Source organism: Sedimenticola hydrogenitrophicus (assembly GCF_025175675.1).
Classification (GTDB): Bacteria; Pseudomonadota; Gammaproteobacteria; order Chromatiales; family Chromatiaceae; genus Sedimenticola; species Sedimenticola hydrogenitrophicus.
Genome location: NZ_JANIOA010000049.1, coordinates 1 through 23,349, shown reverse-complemented (window position 1 = coordinate 23,349; position 23,349 = coordinate 1). Strand labels below are relative to the sequence as shown.

Genomic DNA, 23,349 nt, shown 5'->3' with positions numbered 1-23,349 from the left:
GGGGGGGCTTTATCACCTGCTTTTCCGGACGAATTAATATTCGGGTTGTTATTGTTATAGCATGGGGCCGGCGTCAGGGCCGGACTGCGGTCAGCTGTTGTATTATCGATCTTTGGGTGGCGGCTCCTCTCGGTTCAGGTGGTATGGGGCAGGACGCGATGCTCAGATGATATTTCGCGGCTGCGCTCAGGGGACATTTCACGGCTGCGCCGCGGGCGGTGCGCCGAGCCCCCCCTTCAGGAAGGGCAGCAGACGCTGGATGATGCCCTCGATATCCGCCGGGTCACAGAAGCGGCAGGATTCGATCATCTCCAGGGCATCGGTGCCCGCCAGGGTGAAGGCGATGGTGCCGATGACAAAGTGGACGCGCCAGGAGAGCTCTTCCTGTGACAGCTCAGGCAGCGTCCTGGCCAGGGCCTTGCGGTAGCGATCCTTAACCTCGTCATAAAGCAGCGGCAGGAAATCGTGCACCTCCGGCCCTGGTTCGGCGTGAGTCCGTCCCAGCAGTTTGATGAAGTTGCTCCCTCCCTGCCTGGGATTCATGCTCGCCTGCAGCGCCGGCTCCACAAAGGCACGCAATATGTCATCCAGCGGGAGTGGTGTGTCACCAGACTTCTGTTCCAGAGCGTCAAGTGCCTGGATACGTTTTTTATTCATCGGCGCGACACGGCGTTGGAAAACCGCCTGGTAGAGCTGTGCCTTGGAGCCGAAGTGATAATTGACCGCCGCCAGATTGACCTGGGCACTGGAGGTGATGGTCCGCATGGAGGTGGCGGAGTAACCTTTCTCGGCAAAAATCTCCTCGGCGACATCGAGGATGCGATCCTTGGTATCAGGTGGCGCCTTCATATGGCGACCAACGAGTTCATTGCCGGCGACGGCATTTGCTCTGAATGGGTTCATTGAGTCATATTACCCTGTCGGTTAGATAATTGAGTTAAACGTTCGTTTTAATTTTTGTCAAGCCGATTTTTCCACTAAGCTGTCGATAGACCATTTGTCATATAGACTCACATTTTACGATCCGGTGATCCGGGAGGTTACGTTGACCGAAACCATTGAAGCGTTGCAGTGCGACCAGCAACTGGATGTCAGCGGGCTGATCTGCCCGCTGCCGGTGCTGAAGACCAAGGCGACACTCTCACGCATGGCGGTAGGTGAGGTGTTGAAGGTGATCGTTACCCATCCGGACTCGCGCCGGGAGTTTCCGGTACTGTGCCGACTCCCCGAGTTCGAACTGGTGGCCAGCAGTGAGGAGGGGGACCGTTTCCTCTACTGGATCAAGAAGGTGGCGGGGAAAACCGTCTGATATGCCGGCGAAGTTTCGGTATACTTAGGATCTGTCCATAAATAACTGTCGCATCTTGCTGGTCTTTTCGTTCGCCTTCGGCATTACGGCAGGACTTACATAGAACGACTATGCGCGCCTTGCCGTGCCTTGAAGGCAAACGCCCCTTGAAGTAAAAAGAAAGCCCGGCACAATATGCGGCAGTTATTTCTTTCCAGATCCTTAACCGTCTTGTTCAACCGAGAAAAATGGTTTCGTATGAAATTTACCGTAATCCCTGTAACCCCGTTTGAGCAGAACTGCACACTGGTCGTCGATGAAGAGACACAACGGGCGGCCGTCGTCGATCCCGGGGGTGACATCGAGCGTATCCTGCAGGAGGTGCAGGCCCAGGGGCTGATCCTGGAGAAGATCCTGATCACCCATGCCCATATCGACCATGCCGGTGCCGCCGGTGAACTTTCCAGGCGGTTGGGGATCCCCATCGAGGGGCCGCACAGGGAGGACAAGTTCTGGATCGACGACCTCGCCGAGCAGGCGAAGATGTTCGGTTTTCCGCCTGCCGAGAGCTTCGAGCCGGCACGCTGGCTGGAGCAGGGGGATGTGGTGCGGATCGGCAATCAGCAACTGGAGGTACGGCACTGTCCCGGACACACTCCGGGGCATGTGGTCTTCTTCAACCCCGGCGCGAAAGTGGCCATTGTCGGGGATGTGCTGTTCAATGGATCGATCGGCCGCACCGACTTCCCCAAGGGGGATCACGCCACCCTGTTGCAGTCCATCCGCGAACAGCTGTGGAGCATGGGTGATGATGTGGAGTTTATCGCCGGACATGGGCCGGTCTCCACCATCGGCCATGAGCGGGCCACCAACCCCTTCCTGAACTGAGTGACCTGCCACCTGCCGGTCTAAGGTCTGTCCCGTGAAACGCAGTGAGCATCTGAAAAAACTCTCCTGGGAACATCACGATGCGCTGAAGTTTGCGCGGCGCATCCAGCGGGGCATGGCTAACGGCACCCCGGAGGAGCGGATTGCCCGTTATGTGATCTTTATCGTCGAGATCCTGTTACAGCCCCATTTCGAGCTCGAGGAGGTGTCGCTGATAAAACGCCTGCACCCCACTGCGGCAGCGGATATCGCGGTGACCCGGGTCATTGACGAGCATCGGGAATTCAACCGGCTGGTGGCGGCGATCGAGGGTGGGGGAGGCGATCTGCGGCCGTTGCTGGAGTCCTTTGTCGACCTGTTGAAACGGCATGTGAAGTGGGAGGAACAGCGTTTCTTTCCCTATTGCGAACAGGTGTTGTGCGCTGCCGATCTCGAGCTGATCCGCGGCGAACTGGATCAGGGCCATGTGCAAGGTGAGGTTAACTGGGACGATCCCTTCTGGGGCTGACGCCTTGGGATTTTAGATCAGTAGCGTAGCCCGGATGAAGCCGCTGCCTCCGAAACAGGAAAAGCCACATGCCCCCACAGCGGAGGAATCCGGGGAATATCCACGACGCAATGACAACCCGGATTCCGCCCGCACGGGTTGGTGTGTATGTCGGGCTCCCGTGGGCGGGCTTCATCCGGGCTACACACTACAGAACGACACCCTTTGTGGGGTGGGCAAGGTTTTGTGCCCACGCGGATGACTAATAAGCCACGGCTGCACTGGCTGCCACCCGGTGGCCACCGGCGTTGATCAGGCCGGCCAGACGGCTGATTCCCTCATCGATCATGGCGGCACTGCTGTTGGAGAAGTTCAGGCGCATGCTGTTGTCCGACTCGCCATTCACATAGAACGCCTCCCCTGGGACAAACGCAACCCCCTCGGCGACCGCGGCCCGGAACAGTTCCAGGGTGCTCTCGTTGCTGGTCAAAGTGGCCCAGATGAACATCCCGCCGCGCGGTTTGGTAAAGCGGATATGCTCCGACAGGTGGCGGCTGAGTGCCGTGGCCATGGCGTCAAGCCGGGCACCGTAGGCGCTGCGGATCCGTTGCAGATGGGGCGCCAGTGCGCCGCTCTCCAGGAAACCCAGCACCAGCTGCTGGTCATAGCCGCTGGAGTGCAGATCGGCCGCCTGTTTCAGCTTCTCGACCACCTTGATCACCTCGCGGGGGGCGCTGATCCAGCCCAGGCGCAGGGCCGGGGCGATGATTTTGGAAAAAGAGCCGAAACGGATCACCCGCTCCGGCAACAGTGACTGCAGTGAGGGGAGCGGCTCGCCCGAATAGTGCAGGGCGGCGTAGGGCGCGTCTTCAAGAATCCAGAAATTATAACGCTCGGCCAGCGCCACCAGCCCTTTTCTGCGCTCCAGCGAATAGCTGGCGCCGGTCGGGTTCTGGAAGTCGGTAACGGTATAAAAACAGCGGATCGGCTCCCGTTTGACCACCGCTTCGAGCGCCTCCAGGTCGGGGCCCTGTTCATCGGAGGGGATGGAGAGCAGGGTCGCTTGATTGGCCCTCAGCACCTGCAATGCACCCAGGTAGGTGGGGGCCTCGACCAGCACCCTGTCGCCCGGGTCGATCAGACAGCGCACCACCAGGTCCAGGCCCTGTTGCGAGCCGGTGGTGATGATGGTCTGTTCCGCGTGGATCCCGGTATCGGTCAATTGATCGGCGATATAGCGGCGCAACGGCAGCAGTCCCGGGGTCTCGCTGTACTGATAGAGCCGATTGCCCAGGCGCTGCTGCATCCGCAGCGAGGCCTGCTGCAGTTCGGTGACCGGGAACAGCTCGGGATCCGGCAGGCCACCGGCAAAGGAGATCATGTCGGGCTGCTGGGTGACCGCCAGAATGTCGCGTATGAAGGAGCTGTTCAGATTTATGGTGCGTCGTGCAAACATCCCGCCGATCCCTGTGGTATCAATCTGCTGGCAGCATATGCCAAACCGTCAAATCCGGTATTGATGGGAAGGGGTAAAACTTTTGTCCAAATGTGCTATTTTTCTGCCATGAGCCAGCGTCGAAACACCGCCTACGAGCATCAGACCCGTATCAACGAGGCGCTCTACCGTATCCACGCGGATCTCTCCAGTTCCCTGGAGATCGCCCGGCTGGCCCGGAGCGCCTGCTACTCGCCCTACCATTTCCAGCGGATATTCAAACAGATCACCGGGGAGAGCGTGCATGACTACATCCGCCGCTGCCGCCTGGAGTGGGCAGCCAACCTGCTGATCTACAACCCGAACAGGGCCATTGTTGAGATCGCGGAGGAGTGCGGCTTTCATTCCAATGCCTCCTTCAACCATGCCTTCAAGGCGTATTTCAACTGCTCACCCACCCTCTGGCGCCAGGGCGGCTATGAAAACAGAAGCCGCCGCCTGAAAGCGGCCTGGTCTGAATCCGCGCTCAATCCGCATCGCCGCTATTACCGGGACACCCTGGATGATAGCGGGGGGCAATCGGTTTCCCGGCAAGTGGAGATCAAACGCCTGCCGACACAGCCGGTGGCCTATATCCGGCATGTCGGATACGACCTTCGGATCCGCGAGGTGTGGGCACGCCTGCTGGACTGGGGAAGCGCCCACGGGATCGATGTGGAAGCCCAGCAGATGATCGCCCTGCACCACGGCAATCCGGACCTGATCCCCTTTGATCAATGCCGTTATGTCGCCTGTCTGACTCTGCCGGAGAAGATCTATCCCGGGGACGGTGTCGGGGTGATGGAGATCCCCGGCGGACTGCACGCCTGTTGTCAGGCCGAAGGGGTGTTTGGGGACCTGCTCTACCTGATGCGGGATCTCTATATGCACTGGCTTCCGGCCAGTGATTATCAGGCGCGCAGCATCCCGCCCCACGCCCTGTACCGGGAAAATCACTTCATCAATCAGAGCGGCCGCTTCAACCTGGAGTTTCGCATTCCGGTAGCTGGAAAGGTCACTGGTACGCACGGCTATTAAGTTGATAAATATGATATAAATCAGTCGTATAAGTACACTAATTCCTGTGGCTTCCTGCGCTCACTGACCCACGTCACAATCAGGGCTGTATGCGCTTCGGACCCCTGGACAGCAGAGTGCCCCACCCCTATGCTGAAAGCACGATGAGATCGCATAACCCATTGATGTTTGGTGTGATTCTCTTCCTCCTCTGCGGCGGTGCGGTGTTGTTTGTGCTTTTTTCGGAAGCGCGGTGGCCTTACCCGCCCCTGCATGTCTTTGTGGAAAGCCTGGGGGCCTTCACCGCACTGCTCACCGCCGCACTGATCATGATGCTAAAAGTCTATGAACGGCTCCCGGCGCGTTATATCTGGATTGTCGCCGCGCTGGCGGGGATGGGGGTGCTGGATGGTTTTCACGCCCTGTCCGATGAGCTGCAGCGCTTTGTCTGGCTGCACACCCTGGCGATGTTGTGCGGCGGGGTGATGGCGACCCTGATCTGGCTGCCCGAGTCGGTTGCCCGGCGGGCAGTGGCGTGTCGCGTTCCCCTGATAGTGGTGGCGGTGGCGCTACTGACGGGCGGTGCGACCCTGCTCCAGGAACCGGCGCTGCCGATGCTGAATGCAGCGGGCGGCTTTACCCGGCAGGCCGGCCTGATGAATGGGGCGGCTGGGATGTTGTTTCTGCTGGCCGCGGCGGCTTTTATGTTCGGAAAACCGCCTGGCACGGGCCGGGACAATGGCATTTTCATCGGCCACTATCTGCTGCTCGGCGTTGCCGGGCTGCTGTTCCCCTTTTCCACCCTCTGGGATCTGATCTGGTGGCACTGGCATCTGCTGCGGTTCGTAGCCTATGCCGCGGTACTGTACTACCTGTTTCTGCTGTCCCGCTCGGAGGAGCGGCAACTGCTTGCGCTCAATACCGAACTGGAGCAGCAGGTGCAGCGCCGCACCAGCCAGTTGAGTAATGAGCTGAAAGCGCGCAAGCGGGTTGAGAAGGAGCTCAAGCATCAGGCGACTCATGATCCATTGACCGGGCTGTATAACCGGATTGCACTGGAGCGGCGCATTGCCGACGACCTCGCACGCGCCACACGCTACCATCATTCGCTCTCGCTCTTCATGGTGGATATCGATCACTTCAAGGAGATCAACGACCGCTACGGCCATGCCAGTGGTGACCGGGCACTTCGCAGCATCGCCATCGAACTGGAGCGTTCCTTGCGCAAGACGGACTACGTGGCCCGGTTTGGTGGCGAAGAGTTTCTGGTGGTACTGCCGGAAACGCCGCTGGTGATGGCGGTCGAACTGGGTGAACGGTTACTGCGACTGGTCTCCAGCCACCCGGTCAGGTTGGAGGGCGGTTCGGTCCACGTCACGATCAGCATCGGGGTAGCCAGCTATCCAGAGATCGCCAAGGAGTGGCGTGAGCTGCTGGATGCGGCGGATATGGCGATGTATCAGGCGAAGCACGATGGGCGCAACTGTCTGCGCACCGCCAGGAGCGAGGTGAACTGATCCATCATCAGGGGATATCGGCGAGCTTTCGCTGTTGCAGTTCACGTTTCATGCGGTAGCGCGAATCCAGGGTGAAGACCGCCAGACCGAGCCAGATCAGGATAAAGGTGTTCAGGTGGTGCTGCGAGAACGCCTCGTTGAACAGAAACACCGCCAACAGGAACTGGCAGGTGGGATTCAGGTACTGCAGCAGGCCGACCGTGCCCAGCCGCAGTCGCTTGGAGGCCGAGGTAAAGAGGATCAGCGGCAGGGCGGTAATCAGTCCGGAGCCGATCAGTAACAGGTCCAAATCGACCCCCCGGGTGGCAAATACCAGCGTCCCCCGCTGCTCCAGGAACAGCAGGTAGCCCAGTGCCAGGGGTGCCAGCATCAGGCACTCCATGGTAAGGCCCACCAGCGCGCTGACAGCCACCTTCTTGCGCACCAGGCTGTAGAATCCGAAGCTGACGGCCAGCAGCAGGGCGATCCAGGGGAGTTGGCGGAGGGCGATCAGCAGATTGAGCACTCCCAGACAGACCAGCAGCAGCGACAGCAGCTGATTCCGGTTCAGCCGTTCATCGAGAAACAGCCGTCCCAGCAGCACCATCACGATCGGCATGATGAAATAGCCCATGCTGGCCTCCAGGGCCTTGCCGTTGTTGACCGCCCAGATGAAGCCGAGCCAGTTGACCGAGACCAGCAGTGAGCTGAGCAGCAGTATCAGCAGGATCCGGTAATCACTGAACAGGCGGATGAATACCCGGATCTGTCCGCTGAAACCGATCATCAGCAGGGTGAACAACAGCGACCAGAGGGCACGATGGGCGATGATCTCCAGCGCCGGCGCCGCGCCGATAGCACGGTAATAGAGCGGCGACAGGCCCCAGATGAGAAAGGCACTCAGGGCGCTCAGGACGCCGATTTTCAGTTCTCGATCCGATTCGACGCTATGCTCCATGTCCGACAGACTCCCGAGCTTGATGGCAGTCCGAATTCTACCCGATTCAGTGAGATCAGGATGTGGTATTTTTCCGGCAGGAAGATTTATGCCGGGAAAATTAAACTCGCTCCAGGTACGGCCGATAGGGTCTTAGCAGGGTGATGCTTGGGGGGGATGATGGCCCAATCAGATGGTGAGTGGAAAAAGAAGTATTTCGACAGTCTGGCGGATCTGGAACGCAAGGAGAAGCGCTGGCAGTCGGTGGAATCCACCCTCCGGCGCTGTCTCTCCCGACTCTCCTTTGTCGGCGACGGTATGGATGCACAGCTGGATGAGCGGCTGGAACAGCTGCGCAACCGGGTGCGGGGTGAGCAGGATACCCGGGCGCTGTTGCGTCTGGTTGAGGATATCGCCGGTCGTGCCGAGGGGGTGAATGCCCGGCCGGGCGGTGGTCCGGCCAGTGAGACGGTTGAAACCTGTCTTGCCCGGGTGCTGGATGCGGCGGTACTGCCCGGGGCGCTGGGCAGGCGTGCCGAAAAACTCAGCCGTGAACTCAAACGATCTCCGACTGGTGGCGAATCGGTGAAGGCCGCCACAGCGCTGATTCTGGAGGCGCTGGCGCGGCAACCCGCCGCCAGCGAGGGACCGGGGTTGATCGGCAAACTCTTTTCCCGGGAAAAAGAGGGCGGCGTGGGGGGCGGGACCAAAGCCGCGCCTGACGAGGGACCGCCCAGTGTTCAGTCACCCGAGGGCCAGGATTTGTTTACCTCCCTGGTGAATCAGCTCATCTCGGCGGGTCAACAGCCGGCCCTGCTGCGCCCGATTCTGGACCAGGCCGGACGAGCCATCTCCCGGCGTGCACTGGATGATCTGGTCACGGAGCTGGTCGCGGTGTTGTCCGAAACGGCCGGGAGTCCGCCTCCGGCCAGCGACTCCCTGCCGCCGCTAGACCAGGTGCTGCTGCAGCTGGTCCAGCTCATGACTATCCCCGTTGCGCTGCAACCGCGTATGCAGGCGCTGAAGAGCCGCCTGGGGGCCGGCATGTCGGCGGCGGATGTCTCGCCGATACTGAGCGAGCTGGTGGAATTGTCCGAACATGCCAGGATCCAGGCCGAGCAGGAGCGTCAGGAGGTAGAACGGTTCTTGTTGCAGATGACCGAACAGCTGCAACGGCTGGATCAGGAGGTGAACGGTCTCGGTAGCGCTGGAAGTGCGCTGACCACCGGTAATCGTCGCCTGGACAGCGAGATGCAGGGTCAGGTCACCCAACTGCGGGCGAGTGTCGAACAGGCCACGGATCTGGATGAACTGAAAGTGGCAATCGCCCATCGCCTGGACCTGATCCAGGACCGGCTGCGGGGACAGCGTAGCGAAAGTGAACGGCAGATACTGGATTTCCAACAACGCATCGACCTGTTGACCACCCGCCTGGGTGATATGGAGCAGGAGGCGGTCGCGTTGCGCAAGCACGTGGACGAGGCCCGGAGCGAGGCGTTCACGGATGCCCTGACCGGGCTGAACAACCGTCACGCCTTCGACTGTCGTCTGCAGGAAGAGTTTGTCCGCTGGAGCCGCTACCAGTATCCGCTGAGCATGATCGTGATCGATGTGGATCACTTCAAAAAGGTGAATGATACCCACGGCCATCTGGCCGGGGACAAGGTGCTGCACGTGATCGGAACCCATCTCAAGCAGGCGACGCGCCAGGTGGATTTCCCCGCTCGCTATGGTGGCGAAGAGTTTGTGATACTGTTACCTGAGGTGGATCTAACCGGGGCCGGCAGCGTGGCCGAGAAGATTCGCCGGGCAGTGGAAGAAAAGCCGTTCCATTCCGGAGACAACCGGGTCAACATCACGGTCTCCTGTGGTGTCTCTACCTTCCACAAGGGGGATGGCCGCAAGAGCCCCTTCAAACGGGCCGACGAAGCACTCTACCTGGCCAAGCGGCAGGGTCGCAACCGCTGCCGTACAGAGGATCAGGTCGAGAAAAATAGGGCAGTATGAGAAGAGTTGAATGGCCCCCAGAATAGAACAGCTGAGTTTTTTAATAGTGGATGATTATGCGGATATGCGCGGCGTTCTGCGCAACATGCTGCAGTCATTCGGGGTAACCGATATCGATTCGGTCGCCAATGGACGCGAGGCCATCGCGCATATCGAATCCAAGCGTTACGATGTCATTCTGTGCGATTACAATCTCGGCGACGGCAGGGATGGACAGCAGATCCTGGAGGAGGTGCGCGCCCGCAAGCTGATCGGCGTCAGCTCGATTTTTGTCATGATCACCGCGGAGAATACCCTGCTGATGGTGATGGGGGCGGTGGAATACGAGCCGGACTCCTACCTGACCAAGCCGTTCACCAAGGATCTGCTGGCCCAGCGACTGGAGCGGCTGCTGAATAAGAAGTCCGACCTGCGGGAGATAGAGCAGGCCGTTGACCGACGGGATTATGAGCAGGCCAATGAACTGCTCGATCAACGCATCGCGGAAAATCCCCGGAACCTCAATGAGTTCATCAAGCTCAAGGCCGATCTGGCGCTCAAGGCCGGAGCCTACGATCAGGCGGAGGCGATCTATTCCGGGGTGCTGGCGCAGCGTGAAATCGCCTGGGCCAGGATGGGCATCGGCAAGGCCTATTACGGCAACCGGCGATATGCGGAGGCCGCGCAGGTTTTTCAAAGCCTGATCGACGGCAACGAACGCTTTATGGCGGCCTACGACTGGCTGGCGCGGACCCGGCAGGCGCTGGATGAGCCGGAGGCGGCCCAAAAGGTGCTGGAGGCGGCCACCGCCCACTCCGCCAAGGCGGTTGTGCGGCAGCGCGCCCTGGGCGAGCTGGCATTGCGCAACCGCGATGAAAAGGTGGCCGAGCGTGCCTTCAGTCAGGCCATTCGCCTCGGCAGACACTCCATCTATAAACACCCCTCCATCTATGCCAATCTGGCCAGGGCCAAGGCGGTCACCAGCAGCGGCGAGGCGGCCATGATGGTGTTGCGTGACCTGAAAAAGGCCTACAAGGGGGACAAGGAAGCCGGCCTCTACGCCGCCATGACCGAGGCGGTCATCCAGGAGGATATGGACAATGGTGAGCGCGCCCGTAAATGCATGATCGAGGCCCATGAACTTTATAAGGAACTGGGGACCCAGGCGGCGCCGGAACTGGCCCTGGACATGGCGCGCACCTGCAACCGCATGGGCGAGACCGAGCGCGCCAGCGAACTGCTGCATCAGGCGGTGAAGAACAACCACTCGGATGAACTGTTTCTCAAGGAGGTCGGGGCAACCATGGGCGATCTCGGCCTTGCCGAGGATCCGCACGCGATGATCGCCGGCATCAAGAAACAGATCGTCAGGCTCAACAACCGCGGCGTCGAATTGGCCAAGCTGGGGAAACTGGACCAGGCCATGCTGCTGTTCGAGGAGGCGGTGACCGGCATGCCCGGCAACAAGGTGGTGAATCTCAATGCGGCACGTATCTTCATGTTGCACATGAGCGATACGGGGATAGAACCTGAACTGATCGCCAAGGTGCGTGACTATCTGGAGCGGGTGCGACAGATGGACGCCGAGGATCGTACCTTGCATAAAATGCAGCGGATGTTGAACCAGTTGCTGCAGAAATAAGGCGATTGCCGGAAATGAACATCCTGGATTGCCTAGGCTTTTCGTTTCCCCACAAGGCGCTCCAGGCGAAGTATAGTCGGATTATGTGATGCCCGGGACAGCGCCGCCGGGGGACGATAAGACCAGCAAGCGGCGATGTTCATTGACAGAAATCGCCTAAGAGGTTCCTGACAGAGGGGAGGGGCGGATGAAGTTTTATGATGTGCTTGCGTCACTGATTCACGACATGAAGAACTCCCTGAGTATGGTGATCCATACCCTGGATGAGATCACCGCCGACTCGTTATCCGGATATGACAGGCCGGCACGCATCACCGCGCTGCAGAACGAGGCCAAGCGGCTCAATAACAATCTCATTGAGCTGCTCACACTCTACAATATCGAGAACGAACGCATCTCGCCCGCCATTGAGGATGTGGATGTGGCTAACTTTCTTGCCGAAGTGATGGCGGAGAACCGCTCATCCGCCGAGGCCAACCAGATAAGTCTCACGGTGGAGTGTGATCCCGATCTGTTCGGCTATTTCGATGAGAACCTGATCCGCAATGTACTCAATAACCTGGTGGGCAACGGCATTCGGTATACCCGGGACCGGTTGCTCATTACCGCGGCCCAGGAGGAGGGGTACCTGGTGTTCCGGGTCGAGGACAACGGCAGCGGCTACCCGGACCGGATGTTGACGGCGCACTCGCCGGAAGGTGGCTACGGCGATCTGGCCGAAGGCCGCACCAAGCTGGGCCTCTATTTCGCAACCATGATTGCCGAAATGCACCGGAATGGAGAGCAGCAGGGCTTCATCCGGCTGGAGAACGGCCATGGACTCGGTGGCGGCTGTTTCTCCATCTGGCTGCCCTGATTTTGTGCACGGAAAATAACCGATAGTGCAGTCACACTGGTGCCGAACCACGGATACACACAGATGGACACGGATGAAGTATGTCACGCGATGCGTGGCCATGCGCGTTCATGACATCCGGCGTACGATAGTCCGCTTGTTGAGATGCTTCTTAACCAGGTATCCGTGTTTATCCGTGTCCATCCGTGGTTCACTCACAGGTCCGTAAACGGTGCATTGCATCCTTGGCTCCGTTATCGGTACATTCCTGTACCACTCCTCCTGCACCACTGCTCGCCTCGAAAGATCAACGAATCTGGTTCAATCGCCCTTTTTACCGTAGGCCCCCATCATGTTGGCGAACATCTTCTGGAAACCCTCCATGGAGCTGGCGGACTGGGCGAAGAAGGGCTGCATCAGGCTCAGCGGATCGTAGCCCTCGGCTCCGGCGTTCATCTGCTCGCGGATCTTGTTGATCATCTCCTCCTGCAGTCCCTGCACGTCGGGCCAGCCCATCAATGTGCGCATCTCTTCCGGTGTGATATCGATTGAGATCTTCATGCTGCCTCCTGGTCAATCCCGAGTGATGGTTGTCGCCTGCCTGCTATGCTTGCTCTAGGGTAACTACTCACCGGGTGATTGGCCGGCCTTGCCGGTCTCACACGCCATCAAGATCGGCCAACAAGCCAGGCCAGTCGCGTGCAGGCCGGGTGAGTAGTTACGCTCTAAGTTACCAGTGTTTAAGGTATTTGGACAATGTTGAAGCGCATCCCGTTCTCCAGGTTATTGCCACTCCTGCTGCTATTTTACTTCGGGACGGCGTCGGCCGCGACCGAAGGGCGCTTTTTCGGCGCCAGGGAGACGGTCTATCCCGACTGGTTCAAGGAGAGCTTTCTGGATATTCGCGAGGATGTGGCGGAGGCGACCGCGGCGGGGCGGCGGGTGCTGTTGTTCTTTCACCAGAACGGCTGCCCCTACTGCAACCTGATGGTGGAGCGCAATCTTTCCCAGCGGGATATCGCGGAGCGGATGCGCCGCGAGTTCGATGTCATCGGGGTCAACATGTGGGGCGACCGCGCGGTGACCGACATGGCCGGCGAGGAGCTGACGGAAAAGGGTTTTGCCGCCGCGCTGCGGGTGCAGTTCACCCCGACCCTGCTGTTTCTGGATGAGTCGGGGCAGGCGATCCTGCGGCTCAATGGTTACATCCCCCCGGCCACCTTCGCGCTGGCGCTGGAGTATGTCGGCGGACGGCTCGAACAGCAAACGGCCTACCGGGACTTTCTGGCTTCCCGGCAGGTGGCGGTAGCGGCGGACGGCCAGCTCCACTCCCAGCCGTTTTTTATCGCCGGGCCGCATGATCTCAGCCTGGTCCAGGAGCCGCTGGCCATCTTCTTCGAGCAGCGCGATTGTCCGGCTTGCGGTCGCATGCATCGGGAGTTGTTGAGTGATCCCGAAATCAGCGACCTGGTGAGCCGGACCCACGCCATTCAGCTCGACATGTGGGCCGCCACGCCGATCATCACCCCTGACGGAGTGCGCACCACCGCGCGGGAGTGGGCCCGGACGCTGGCGATCAACTATGCCCCCTCGGTGGTGTTGTTCGATCCGCAAACGGGGGAGGTGATCCGTTCGGAGGCGTTCTTCAAGCGGTTTCACACCGCTGCAATCTTTGACTATCTGCTCTCGGGCGCTTATAAAACGGAACCCAGTTTTCAGCGCTATCTCTCGGCCAGGGCAGAACACATTCGTGCGCAGGGTAAGGATGTGGATATCTGGCGATAATGGCGACTGAACGAACGGGCGATCCGCCCTGAATCGAAACCAGGAAGCATTGGTGTCAGAACAACCTACACTCCTCGGGGTGGCCGCCGCCGCACCCGAACAGCAGCCCGCGGCACAACAGTTGGCCACCGCGCTCTCGCTCCCCTACCAGCCGTTGGACCGGGTCGAGGCCGGTCTGCTGTTGTTGCTGCAGGCGGACCGCCTGGTGCTGCGGCAGATCGGTGCGGATGCCCCGGGTCCGGTGGCGGTCGACTTTGTCGAGGGGCGGGCCGCGCACCGAAGAAGGTTCGGCGGCGGCCGCGGTCAGCCGCTGGCGCGGGCGGTCGGGCTGAAAAAGGGCTGGACCCCCCGCGTGCTGGATATGACCGCCGGCCTCGGGCGCGATGCCTTTGTCCTGGCCACCCTGGGTTGCAGCGTGGAGATGATCGAGCGCTCGGCCGTGGTCCACGCCCTGCTGGCGGATGGTCTGCGGCGGGCCCGGGAGCACCCGGAAGTGGGGGCGATCGCGGACCGCATGCGGCTGCACTGCCTGGATGGTCGTGACTATCTGCCGGCACCCGGCGAGCGGCCCGATGTGGCCTATCTTGACCCCATGTACCCGCACCGGGAGAAGTCGGCCCGGGTAAAAAAGGAGATGCGCCTGTTCCAGCTGCTGCTGGGGGAGGACGGCGACAGCGGGGCGCTGCTGGAGCGGGCGCTCGGCATCGCCGGCCACCGGGTGGTGGTCAAGCGCCCGGTCAAGGCGCCGCCGCTGGGCGGACGCGTCCCTTCGCTCACCATCACCAGCCCCAATACCCGTTATGATGTCTACCTGACCCCGACTCCGACCGAGCCGCGCCGTGCCGCTACTTGACACCCCCGCCGGCCCCCTCAGACTGCGCCGTTATCCGTTGCGCCAACGCGAGACCCTGCGCGCCTGGGATGCCGCGGATGAGTATCTGCTAGCACATCTGGGGGAACAGATCAGCGGCCGGGTGTTGATCCTCAACGACGGCTTCGGCGCCCTGGGCTGCGCCCTCGCCACGTACCGGCCGACCCTGCAGAGCGACTCCTATCTGTCCACCTGGTCGACCCGGGAGAACCTGGCGGCCAACGGCATCGACCCGGACCGGGTCTGTTTTCTCAGCTCCCTGGAACCGCTGTCGGGGGAGTACGATCTGGTGCTGATCCGGGTCACCAAGACCCTGGCGCTGCTGGAGGAGCAACTGATCCGGCTCAGGCCGCACCTGACCCCGGCCACCCGGGTGATCGGCGCCGGCATGGTAAAGCAGATCCACAACTCCACCCTGCAGCTGTTTGAGCGGATCATCGGACCGACCCGTACTTCGCTGGCGCGCAAGAAGGCGCGGCTGATCTTTGCCGACGTCGATCCGGGGCTGGAGATCCCGGTCTCACCCTACCCGGTCGGCTACCGGCTGGAGGGGAGCGATTTTCAACTGGTCAACCACGCCAATGTCTTCTCCCGCGACCAGCTGGATATCGGCACCCGGCTGCTGCTGGCGCATATTCCCATTGGCGACGGCTACCGGGACATTATCGACCTGGGCTGCGGCAACGGCGTGGTGGGCCTCATCGCGGCACAGCGGAATCCCGCCGCCAGCCTCCATTTTGTCGATGAGTCGGCGATGGCCGTGGCCAGCGCCGAGGCGACCTTCGCCGCTTCCGGCCTGACCAATCCCGCCCGCTTCATCCAGGGCGACGCCCTGAGCGAATTCGCCCCCGCCAGTGCCGACCTGATCCTGTGCAATCCGCCGTTCCACCAGGGCAGCGTGGTGGGGGACGGGATCGCCTGGCGCATGTTCAGCCAGGCGCGCCGGGTACTGCGCCAGGGGGGCGAGCTGCGCATCATCGGCAACCGCCATCTCAACTACCACGTCAAGCTGAAGCGGCTGTTCGGCAATGTGCGGCAGGTGGCCGAGGACCGCAAGTTCGTGGTGCTGCAAAGTTTCCAGTCGGGCTGAAGGCGTAAGGGCGGGCTCCTGTGCCCGCCCTTGCCGATTGGCAATCGATCTGAACGGGCAACCACAGGGGGTTGCCCTACACCCAATCGGAAATGATCACCGCACCGACCCGTAGGGGTAGGCCCGCGTGCCTACCCTGGTCCCGGATGCCCGGTGATCGATAAGGGCAACCACGGGGGGTTGCCCTTATGTACACACATTCCCGGGCAAAAAAAAACGGATACCGAAGTATCCGTTTTTTTGTCGATAGTGGCGGAGCGGACGGGGCTCGAACCCGCGACCCCCGGCGTGACAGGCCGGTATTCTAACCAACTGAACTACCGCTCCGCGGAGCGCCAACCGGTTGCCGGTGAAGCAGACAACCAACGTTGGAGCGCGGTAGTTTAATGATTCCTGACAAAAGGTCAACCGCTTTTCTTTCTGGATTGTCGGGTGAGGGCCTGGAAAGAAATAACTGCTATTTATTGCGCCGGGCTTTCTTTTAACTTCAAGGGGCGTTTGCCTTCAAGGCACGGCAAGGCGCGCATAGTCGTTCTATGGAAGTCTTGCCGTAACGCCGAAGGCGGACGAAAAGACCAGCAAGAGATAGTAGTTATTTATTGACAGGTCCTTAACGCTGCAGGGCGTAGAGCTGGCGGATCTCCTCGGCCCAAAGCGTGTCGTCGACGGTCTCCAGCACCATGGGGATCTCCTCGAAACGGGGATCGTTCATGATGTAATCGAACACCGGCCAGCCCAGCTTGCCCTTGCCCAGACTCTCGTGCCGGTCGACCCGGGAGCCGAGGTCCGGTTTGCTGTCGTTGAGGTGCACACCGCGCAGGTAGGCGAAGCCGACAATCCGCTCGAACTCGCCAAAGGTCTGCTCGCAGGACTCAGTCGTGCGCAGGTCGTAACCGGCGGTGAAGGTGTGGCAGGTGTCGAGACAGACCCCGACACGCGACTTGTCCTCGACCCGCTCGATAATGGCGGCCAGGTGTTCGAAGCGGTGCCCCAGGTTGGTCCCCTGGCCGGCGGTGTTCTCGATCACCGCGGTGACGCCGGCGGTCCGCTCCAGGGTGCGGTTGATCGAGTCGGCTACCCGGGCCAGGCTCTCCTCCTCGGGGATCTGCTTCAGGTGACTGCCGGGATGGAAATTGAGCAGCTCCAGCCCCAGCTGTTCGCAACGCCGCATCTCGTCCAGAAAAGCGTCCCTGGATTTTTCCAGCGCCTCCGGCTCGGGGTGCCCCAGATTGATCAGATAGCTGTCGTGGGGGAGCACATAGCGCGCATCGATGGCGACACGCTCCAGGTTCTCCCGGAAGCGCGCAATACTTTCCTCCGTCAGCGGTTTGGCCTGCCACTGCCGCTGGTTCTTGGTGAACAGGGCGAAGGCGGTTGCGCCGATCGCCTGGGCATTGAGCGGGGCGTTCTCCACGCCACCACTGGCGCTGACATGGGCGCCGATACGTTTCATTCTGCTCTCCGCGGGAAAAGCCGCTCCCGGCCATCCATGGCCTCCGCGGCATAAGCCCGTCCCTGGGCAAAACGGCTCATGTTAGCCGAAACCGGTGGCGACTCACAGCCGTCCAAACCCCCGGATTTTCCGGGTTTTCTCCCAATAGCCATTAACTTGCAAATCCTCATTAACCGCGAAAGGCACGAAAAACGCGAAATATTATCATCCGATCACTGACGTTTTTCGTGTATTTCGCGTGTTTAGCGGTTAACCCAGCACCCGGAACCATGGACTGGCCCCGACATCCCGACCACCGTTGGTTAGACCGGATACATCAATGAGACGTTCCGTGCAGTCCGTGCAACCGCGGGGATAGGGTCGGCCACGGCATGCAGGGCGGTCAGTTCCAGGATGCCGCCGAGCTTGTTCAACTGGGTCACCAGCCGCTCCTGCGGACGCTCGCTCTCGACGGTCAGATGGACCTTCAACAGCTGCTCCACAGCGTCGTTTTTCACCTCCAGGGAGCGGATGGTGAAGCCGCGGACGCGGGTGGTCTGGAGTATCTTCTCCAGCATCGCCGGGTGGGAATGGGCCTGAATGTGCAGACTGAATATCATGGGTTGGCTCCTGTCATTATTTGGTCGTTGGCATCGCCCGGCTTTACCATGGGCCAGACGTTGTGTTCGGTGGCGATGGCGACATGCAGCAGGGCGGGGCCCGGTGTCTCCAGCAGTTTGTTGATGGCGTAGGCCAGGTCATCGGGATCGGTGAGGCTCCGGGCCGGAATGCCGAAGGCCTGGGCCAGGGTGCAGAAGTCGGGGTTGTCGGAGAGATCGATCTCGCTGTAGCGCCCCTGGTAGCAGACGGCCTGTTGTTGCCGCACCATGCCCAGTGCCTGGTTGTCCAGGATGAGGATCTTGGTCGGTAGCCGGTAGCGGCCGATGGTCGCCAGCTCCTGCATGTTCATCATAAAGGAGCCGTCGCCGGCGACATTGATCACCAGCGTCTCCGGGTTGGCCAGCTGGGCGCCGATAGCGGCCGGCAGGCCGAAGCCCATGGCGCCCAGCCCGCCGCTGGTGAGGTGTTTGCGCGGGTGGTCGAAGGCGTAGTGCTGCGCCACCCACATCTGGTGTTGGCCGACATCGCAGCTGATGATCGCCTGGCCCCGGGTCAGCGCCGACAGTTGGCGCAGCAGGTGTGGCCCGGTGATACCGTCCTGCCCGGGCTGGGCAAAGCCGTCCCGCGCCAGCCGTTCCCGGCACGCCGCCTGCCAGTCGCCCACCTCCAGGTGGATGGCCAGCGCCTTCAGATGCTGCCGGATATCCCCCGCCAGGGCGCAGTCGGCCTGGCGCAGCTTGCCGATCTCGGCCGGGTCGATATCCAGGTGAATGACCCGGGCGTGGGGGGCGAAGCGGCTCAGCTTGCCGGTGACCCGGTCATCGAAACGGACACCCACGGCGATCAGCAGATCGGCCTCCTGAACCGCCTGGTTGGCGGCCACGGAACCGTGCATGCCGAGCATGCCCATATTGCGGGGATGATCACCCGGCAGCGCCCCCAAACCCTTCAGGCTGAATACCGCGGGGATGCCGGTGGTGTCGACGAAGTGGCGGAACGGGGCGATGGCGTCGCCGAGCAGAATGCCGCCCCCGCCAAAGATAATCGGTCTGCGGCTTGCCTCGATCAGTTCGATCGCCTGGCGCAACTGTTCCCCGGTCGCTTGGGCGCGGGGCCGCGCCTGGGCGGGCTGGGGTAGGGTCCGCTCCGGCAGCGTGGCCAGCTGGATATCCTTGGGCAGGTCCACCAGCACCGGACCCGGGCGTCCCTCCCGGGCGACGTGGAACGCCTGGTCGAGGATCTCCGGCAGCTGTTCGATCCGCTCTACCAGGAAGCTCTGCTTGGTGACCGGCAGACTCATGCCGAGCATGTCGATCTCCTGGAAGGCGTCGCTCCCGATCAGCGGTGTCGGTACCTGGCCGGTGATGGCCACCATCGGCACGGAATCCATGTAGGCGTCCGCCAGGCCGGTGATCAGGTTGGTGGCGCCGGGTCCGGAGGTGGCGAGGCAGACGCCGGTGCGTCCGCTGGAACGGGCATAGCCATTGGCGGCAAAGGCGCTGCCCTGTTCATGACGGCAGAGGATGTGCCGAATCGGGCTCTCCAGCAGCGCATCATACAGCGGCATGATACAGCCACCGGGATAGCCGAACAGGGTATCGACCCCTTCGGACATCAATTTTCTGACAATATATTCCGCTCCATTCATCTCTCTGTGGGCTCCCGCTGCAAAGGCAAAAAAAAACCCCCGGATCTTTCGATGCGGAGGTCTTTTCGGTTTGGGGTGAAAAACGCTAGCCGATAGTCTCTCCGCGCAGTCGCTGTACGACTACCACTACCAGAGATACCACTACCATCAGCGAACGAATTTTCATGTGTTGTCTGTTACTTTTCCGTTTCCGGTTTTTGATTGATGGTCATTTCTACACCATCGGTTTCCGCGATGCAAGTGCCGATTGAAATCCGCACAGGCCCAGGGTGCCGCCGTTGTAGAGGATTAGTTGCGGACCGTCCGGGGCCTGAAGCTGCATTTCGCATTTCACGGTGTAGAGGTGCTTGACCGAGTAGACCGGGTCCATCAACAGGCCGGTCTCGCGGGCGATGCGCCAGCTTTCGTCGAGAATGGTCTTGTTGATACTGCCGTAGGCGGCGGCGCTGGCCGGTCTGAGAAAACGTACCTCGGGGCGCGGATCCGGTATCGCACTCCCGGTCAGCCGCTCCAGCCAGGTCTCGAACCGGGCATAGCGCTGGCGGAATTCTTCCGGATCACCGGCGATCTGGGTGATATGCACACGCGGTCGGGTGAGGCCGAGCAGGCGCATCCCCAGCAACAGGCCGATGGCGCTGATCCCGGTGCCGCTGTCGGTCCAGATGTCCCGGAACTCCAGGCCCAGATCGCTGCTGTTGCGCTGCACATCGGCCGCCAGGGTGAGGATGCCCGGCAGTACCGCCTCGCTGTCACCACCCTCGGAAATAATCACTGCCCGCACCCCGTGCCGGCTCAGGCGATCAGCTTCCCGTTGGGCAATCTGCGCCACCTCCGGCCACTCCCGGGGGCTGACGTAGGCCATCCTGTCGTCCGGCAACAGCATGCTGAGGAGCAGGTGGTTGCCTGTCAACGCGTTGTTTCCCGGGGTTTTTATCAGTGCCGATACATCAAGGCCGCGGCTCCTGAGCAGCTGGGTGAGGCCGAGCACATTATTTGAATGTGCACTGCCTATCAAGATTATCCGGCAATTGCCGCTATGCTCCAGAGTCGGGATCAGGCTGAGGTATTTTCGCTGCTTGGTACCGACCGCATTGGCGTTGAGTTCATCCTCACGCTTGATGAACAGCGGGGCGGAGGGGCACTGCGGCAGATACCCGTTCAGGGGATGGCAGCGGCTCTTCCGGTTCAGCTCCCGATCCAGTCGGTTGCCGATAAGTTGTTGCAGAGGTTCGGGGAAGCTCATAATAGAGTGCTCCGTCAATGTGATAATTACGGATTCAGCGTCCCTGTGGCGTTTCGCAGCAAGGCGCAGTGCGCAGGCAATGGCGGGTTCCCTTGTCAAGCGCTGCAACGCGGCTGCGGGACGCCACAGGGACGCCCGAAGGGTGAGCTTGTCAGCGCCCATGGACGGCGTTGCGCCTCTTGCCAAGGGAGCTGGCCATTGCCGGCGAAGCGCGCCTTGCCATGAACGCTGACAAGCTCACTGAACTCGCAATTATCACATTGACGGAGCACCAGGGTTGTCGGGGCGATGCTGCGGTTCAGCGGAGCCCGTATTAAAGCGGCGCCACATTAAAGCGGTGCCGGGCCGGACATTGAGTTTATGCGGTTTGTTGCTCCCGCAAAACGGGTATAACAACAATATTGGCCTTTAACGAAGGTCAAACAATAACCGAACAAGAGCGAGGGGCGGAATACCGATTCGAATCCCCGGGATTTACACAGAGACAGAATGGCGGGCCGTTGATTTCCAGAGAAGAAGTCAACGGTTTGCCATGTTGCTATGTTTCTATGAATGACAAAAAACCGGGGATCAGCGAATCTGACCGCACCTGGCGGAAGAGGGTAGCGCGTGTCTGAATTGGATATGACAGATGACGGCAGTGTCGGGACGGATCTCCGCAGTGAACTGGAGATACTGGGCGACAGAATGGACGAACTGGATGGGCTGATTTCCAGGTCGGAATCCCGAGGTCCCGGTAGCCCGGAGAACGCCCGAACGGCCAGCCGTGCCGAGGGGCTGTGGCCGCCATCCGCCAGCGGACAGGCCGATGAGTATCAGTTACGCGAGACCATCTCACTGCTGAAGGCGACCCTCAACTCCACCACTGACGGTATTCTGGTCCTGGACAACGACCTGTGTGTGGTGATCTACAACACCAAGTTCGTCACCCTGTGGGATCTCCCCGCATCGCTTGACCGGGATGACAAAAAGGGCTGGCTGCGTGCCTTTACGGCACCGTTGATGGAGCAGGGCGAGCGTTTTATCCGCCGTATCCGCGAACAGTTGACCCAGACCGGCGAGGCTACCCGGGACATCCTGCGCTTCACCGACGGGCGGATCTTCGAGAGCTGTTCCCACCCGCAGCTGATCGAGGGGGAGATCGTCGGCCGGGTCTGGAGCTTTCGCGATGTGACCAAGCAGCGCCAGGCCCTGGAACTGGTGGAGTATCAGGCCACCTACGATCCCCTGACCGATCTGCCCAACCGGCGCCTGCTGCTGGATCGGCTGAACCAAATGCTGGCGCGCTGCCGCCGCCATGACCGCATCGGCGCGTTGCTGTTTCTGGATCTGGATAATTTCAAGACCATCAACGATACCCTCGGCCACCCCATCGGCGATGCCCTGCTGCAGCAGGTGGCGCGGCGTCTCTCCGCCTGCCTGCGCCGCGAGGACACCGCCGCCCGCCTCGGCGGAGACGAATTCGTCCTGCTGCTGGCGGAGGAGCGCGCCATGCTCGACGAATTCACCCATCAGGTGGATATCACCGCCAACAAGGTGATTGCGGCACTCTCCGAACCCTATGAGGTGCAGGGTCACCGCCTCTACGCCACCACCAGTATCGGCGTGGCGCTGTTTCCGCGCAACGGCGAGAGCGCGGATGATGTGTTGATGCAGGCGGATACCGCCATGTACCGCGCCAAGGAGGCGGGGCGCAACACCGTGCGGTTCTTCCTGCCCAGCATGCGCCAGTCTTCCGAGGAGCAACTGCAGATGCAGAATGATCTGCGCCAGGCCCTGGAGCGCGATGAACTGAAGGTCCTCTGGCAACCGAAGCATGATTTTTCCGGCAATACCCTGGGGGCCGAGGCGCTGCTGCGCTGGGAGCACCCGACCCGCGGCCTGATCATGCCGGGGGAGTTCATTCCGGTGGCGGAGAATATCGGTATCATCACCTCGCTCGGCAATCAGGTACTGGAGATCTCCTGTAACTTGTTGCGCAGGCTGGCAGATGAGTACGCCGAGGCGGGGCCGATCCATCTCTCGGTCAATATCAGTCCCCAGCAGTTCCAGCAGGCGGACTTCGCCATGCAGGTGGCCCACTTCCTGAAGACCAGCGGTGCCAATCCGGCGCGCCTGACCCTGGAGCTGACCGAGAACATGCTGGTGACCAACCTGGATGAGGTGATGGCGAAAATGGTCGATCTGAAACGCCTCGGGGTGCGTTTCTCGATCGATGACTTCGGTACCGGTTACTCCTCGATGGCCTATCTGAAGCGGCTGCCGCTGGATGAGATCAAGATCGACCGCTCATTCGTCAATGACATCATCAGCGATCCGGAGACGGTGAGTATTGTCGAGGCGATCATCACCATGGCCTCCAAGCTCGGTCTGAGCGTGGTGGCTGAGGGGGTAGAGAACAGCCGTGAGTTCGATTTTCTGCGCAAACGCGGCTGCCACTGCTTCCAGGGTTACATGTTGTGCCAGCCGCTGACCGAGCCGGAGTTCCTCTCATTCATCATGGAAGGCAACATCGATGAAGCACGGAAAAACGGCAGCCAGAGCGTGTTCGAGGGGTTTTGACCGTTTGGTCCCGGGCTTTATCGATTCCAAGGTGGTGCCGCGACCGT

General features: G+C 60.9%; 20 protein-coding genes and 1 tRNA gene. 12 read left to right on the top strand and 9 right to left on the bottom strand.

From position 1 onward, the window contains the following. Positions 1 to 198 precede the first annotated feature (198 nt). Complete coding sequence (locus NPX02_RS18705) at positions 199 to 903, bottom strand: TetR/AcrR family transcriptional regulator (protein ID WP_260295455.1); 705 nt, start codon at positions 901 to 903, stop codon at positions 199 to 201. Between the two features lie 142 nt (positions 904 to 1,045). On the opposite strand from NPX02_RS18705, the gene NPX02_RS18700 reads away from it, so the two are divergent. The 3 genes from NPX02_RS18700 to NPX02_RS18690 all read left to right on the top strand — a co-directional run bounded on the left by NPX02_RS18700 (position 1,046) and on the right by NPX02_RS18690 (position 2,684). Then, positions 1,046 to 1,309, top strand: a complete 264-nt coding sequence (locus NPX02_RS18700) for a sulfurtransferase TusA family protein (RefSeq protein WP_260295453.1) — start codon at positions 1,046 to 1,048, stop codon at positions 1,307 to 1,309. A gap of 237 nt (positions 1,310 to 1,546) precedes the next feature. Continuing rightward, the gene (locus NPX02_RS18695) at positions 1,547 to 2,176 is read left to right on the top strand and encodes an MBL fold metallo-hydrolase (RefSeq protein ID WP_260295452.1); all 630 of its coding nucleotides are present in this window, start codon (positions 1,547 to 1,549) and stop codon (positions 2,174 to 2,176) included. A 34-nt stretch (positions 2,177 to 2,210) separates the two neighbouring features. Continuing rightward, on the top strand, positions 2,211 to 2,684 hold the full coding sequence (locus tag NPX02_RS18690) for a hemerythrin domain-containing protein (protein WP_260295451.1): 474 nt from the start codon (positions 2,211 to 2,213) through the stop codon (positions 2,682 to 2,684). Positions 2,685 to 2,925: 241 nt separating this feature from the next. Here the strand turns inward: NPX02_RS18690 and NPX02_RS18685 are convergent, their stop codons facing one another. After that, positions 2,926 to 4,119 carry an aminotransferase-like domain-containing protein gene (locus NPX02_RS18685; protein WP_260295450.1) on the bottom strand — a complete coding sequence of 398 codons (1,194 nt, stop codon included), beginning with the start codon at positions 4,117 to 4,119 and terminating at the stop codon, positions 2,926 to 2,928. 108 nt (positions 4,120 to 4,227) lie between these two features. On the opposite strand from NPX02_RS18685, the gene NPX02_RS18680 reads away from it, so the two are divergent. Together NPX02_RS18680 and NPX02_RS21535 are read left to right on the top strand one after the other, a co-directional pair. Continuing rightward, a complete protein-coding gene (locus tag NPX02_RS18680) occupies positions 4,228 to 5,175 on the top strand; it encodes an AraC family transcriptional regulator (RefSeq protein WP_260295449.1) in 948 nt (315 codons plus the stop codon). A gap of 173 nt (positions 5,176 to 5,348) precedes the next feature. Continuing rightward, complete coding sequence (locus tag NPX02_RS21535) at positions 5,349 to 6,671, top strand: GGDEF domain-containing protein (protein ID WP_260295448.1); 1,323 nt, start codon at positions 5,349 to 5,351, stop codon at positions 6,669 to 6,671. Positions 6,672 to 6,678: 7 nt separating this feature from the next. Here NPX02_RS21535 and rarD read toward each other — a convergent pair whose 3' ends face one another. Next, positions 6,679 to 7,608: an EamA family transporter RarD gene (gene rarD, locus NPX02_RS18670; protein ID WP_260295446.1), complete on the bottom strand. Its 930-nt coding sequence runs from the start codon at positions 7,606 to 7,608 to the stop codon at positions 6,679 to 6,681. Positions 7,609 to 7,767: 159 nt separating this feature from the next. Here rarD and NPX02_RS18665 point away from each other — a divergent pair, with 159 nt between their 5' ends. The 3 genes from NPX02_RS18665 to NPX02_RS18655 all read left to right on the top strand — a co-directional run bounded on the left by NPX02_RS18665 (position 7,768) and on the right by NPX02_RS18655 (position 12,071). Continuing rightward, positions 7,768 to 9,594 (top strand): GGDEF domain-containing protein, encoded by a 1,827-nt coding sequence (locus tag NPX02_RS18665; protein ID WP_260295444.1) that lies wholly within the window; start codon positions 7,768 to 7,770, stop codon positions 9,592 to 9,594. Positions 9,595 to 9,604: 10 nt separating this feature from the next. After that, a complete protein-coding gene (locus NPX02_RS18660) occupies positions 9,605 to 11,215 on the top strand; it encodes a tetratricopeptide repeat-containing response regulator (protein WP_260295443.1) in 1,611 nt (536 codons plus the stop codon). Positions 11,216 to 11,402: 187 nt separating this feature from the next. After that, the gene (locus tag NPX02_RS18655; protein ID WP_260295442.1) at positions 11,403 to 12,071 is read left to right on the top strand and encodes a sensor histidine kinase; all 669 of its coding nucleotides are present in this window, start codon (positions 11,403 to 11,405) and stop codon (positions 12,069 to 12,071) included. Positions 12,072 to 12,371: 300 nt separating this feature from the next. On the opposite strand, the gene NPX02_RS18650 is transcribed toward NPX02_RS18655, so the two are convergent. Next, entirely contained in the window at positions 12,372 to 12,611 is a 240-nt protein-coding gene (locus tag NPX02_RS18650; RefSeq protein WP_260295440.1) for a hypothetical protein, read from the bottom strand. A gap of 195 nt (positions 12,612 to 12,806) precedes the next feature. On the opposite strand from NPX02_RS18650, the gene NPX02_RS18645 reads away from it, so the two are divergent. From NPX02_RS18645 to NPX02_RS18635, 3 genes are read left to right on the top strand one after another with little or no spacing between them, the layout of a single operon-like run. Beyond that, positions 12,807 to 13,835 (top strand): thioredoxin family protein, encoded by a 1,029-nt coding sequence (locus NPX02_RS18645; protein ID WP_260295438.1) that lies wholly within the window; start codon positions 12,807 to 12,809, stop codon positions 13,833 to 13,835. A gap of 52 nt (positions 13,836 to 13,887) precedes the next feature. Further along, on the top strand, positions 13,888 to 14,688 hold the full coding sequence (locus NPX02_RS18640; RefSeq protein WP_260295437.1) for a class I SAM-dependent methyltransferase: 801 nt from the start codon (positions 13,888 to 13,890) through the stop codon (positions 14,686 to 14,688). Continuing rightward, positions 14,675 to 15,796 (top strand): methyltransferase, encoded by a 1,122-nt coding sequence (locus NPX02_RS18635; protein WP_260295436.1) that lies wholly within the window; start codon positions 14,675 to 14,677, stop codon positions 15,794 to 15,796. Before NPX02_RS18640 ends, NPX02_RS18635 begins: the two co-directional genes overlap by 14 nt. Before the next feature lie 250 nt (positions 15,797 to 16,046). Here the strand turns inward: NPX02_RS18635 and NPX02_RS18630 are convergent. From NPX02_RS18630 to NPX02_RS18610, 5 genes are all read right to left on the bottom strand, one after another. Further along, positions 16,047 to 16,123 (bottom strand) — tRNA-Asp (locus tag NPX02_RS18630). Positions 16,124 to 16,406: 283 nt separating this feature from the next. Next, a complete protein-coding gene (nfo, locus tag NPX02_RS18625) occupies positions 16,407 to 17,249 on the bottom strand; it encodes a deoxyribonuclease IV (RefSeq protein ID WP_260295435.1) in 843 nt (280 codons plus the stop codon). 302 nt (positions 17,250 to 17,551) lie between these two features. After that, positions 17,552 to 17,848 carry an acetolactate synthase 2 small subunit gene (locus NPX02_RS18620; protein WP_260295433.1) on the bottom strand — a complete coding sequence of 99 codons (297 nt, stop codon included), beginning with the start codon at positions 17,846 to 17,848 and terminating at the stop codon, positions 17,552 to 17,554. Continuing rightward, positions 17,845 to 19,497: an acetolactate synthase 2 catalytic subunit gene (gene ilvG / locus NPX02_RS18615; protein WP_260295432.1), complete on the bottom strand. Its 1,653-nt coding sequence runs from the start codon at positions 19,495 to 19,497 to the stop codon at positions 17,845 to 17,847. The genes NPX02_RS18620 and ilvG overlap by 4 nt, the downstream gene beginning before the upstream one ends. Before the next feature lie 214 nt (positions 19,498 to 19,711). Next, positions 19,712 to 20,740, bottom strand: coding sequence for a hypothetical protein (locus NPX02_RS18610; RefSeq protein WP_260295431.1), 1,029 nt, complete (start codon positions 20,738 to 20,740; stop codon positions 19,712 to 19,714). A 609-nt stretch (positions 20,741 to 21,349) separates the two neighbouring features. Between NPX02_RS18610 and NPX02_RS18605 the strand changes: the two genes are divergently transcribed. Then, complete coding sequence (locus tag NPX02_RS18605; protein ID WP_260295430.1) at positions 21,350 to 23,302, top strand: putative bifunctional diguanylate cyclase/phosphodiesterase; 1,953 nt, start codon at positions 21,350 to 21,352, stop codon at positions 23,300 to 23,302. The last annotated feature ends 47 nt before the right edge of the window (positions 23,303 to 23,349 follow it).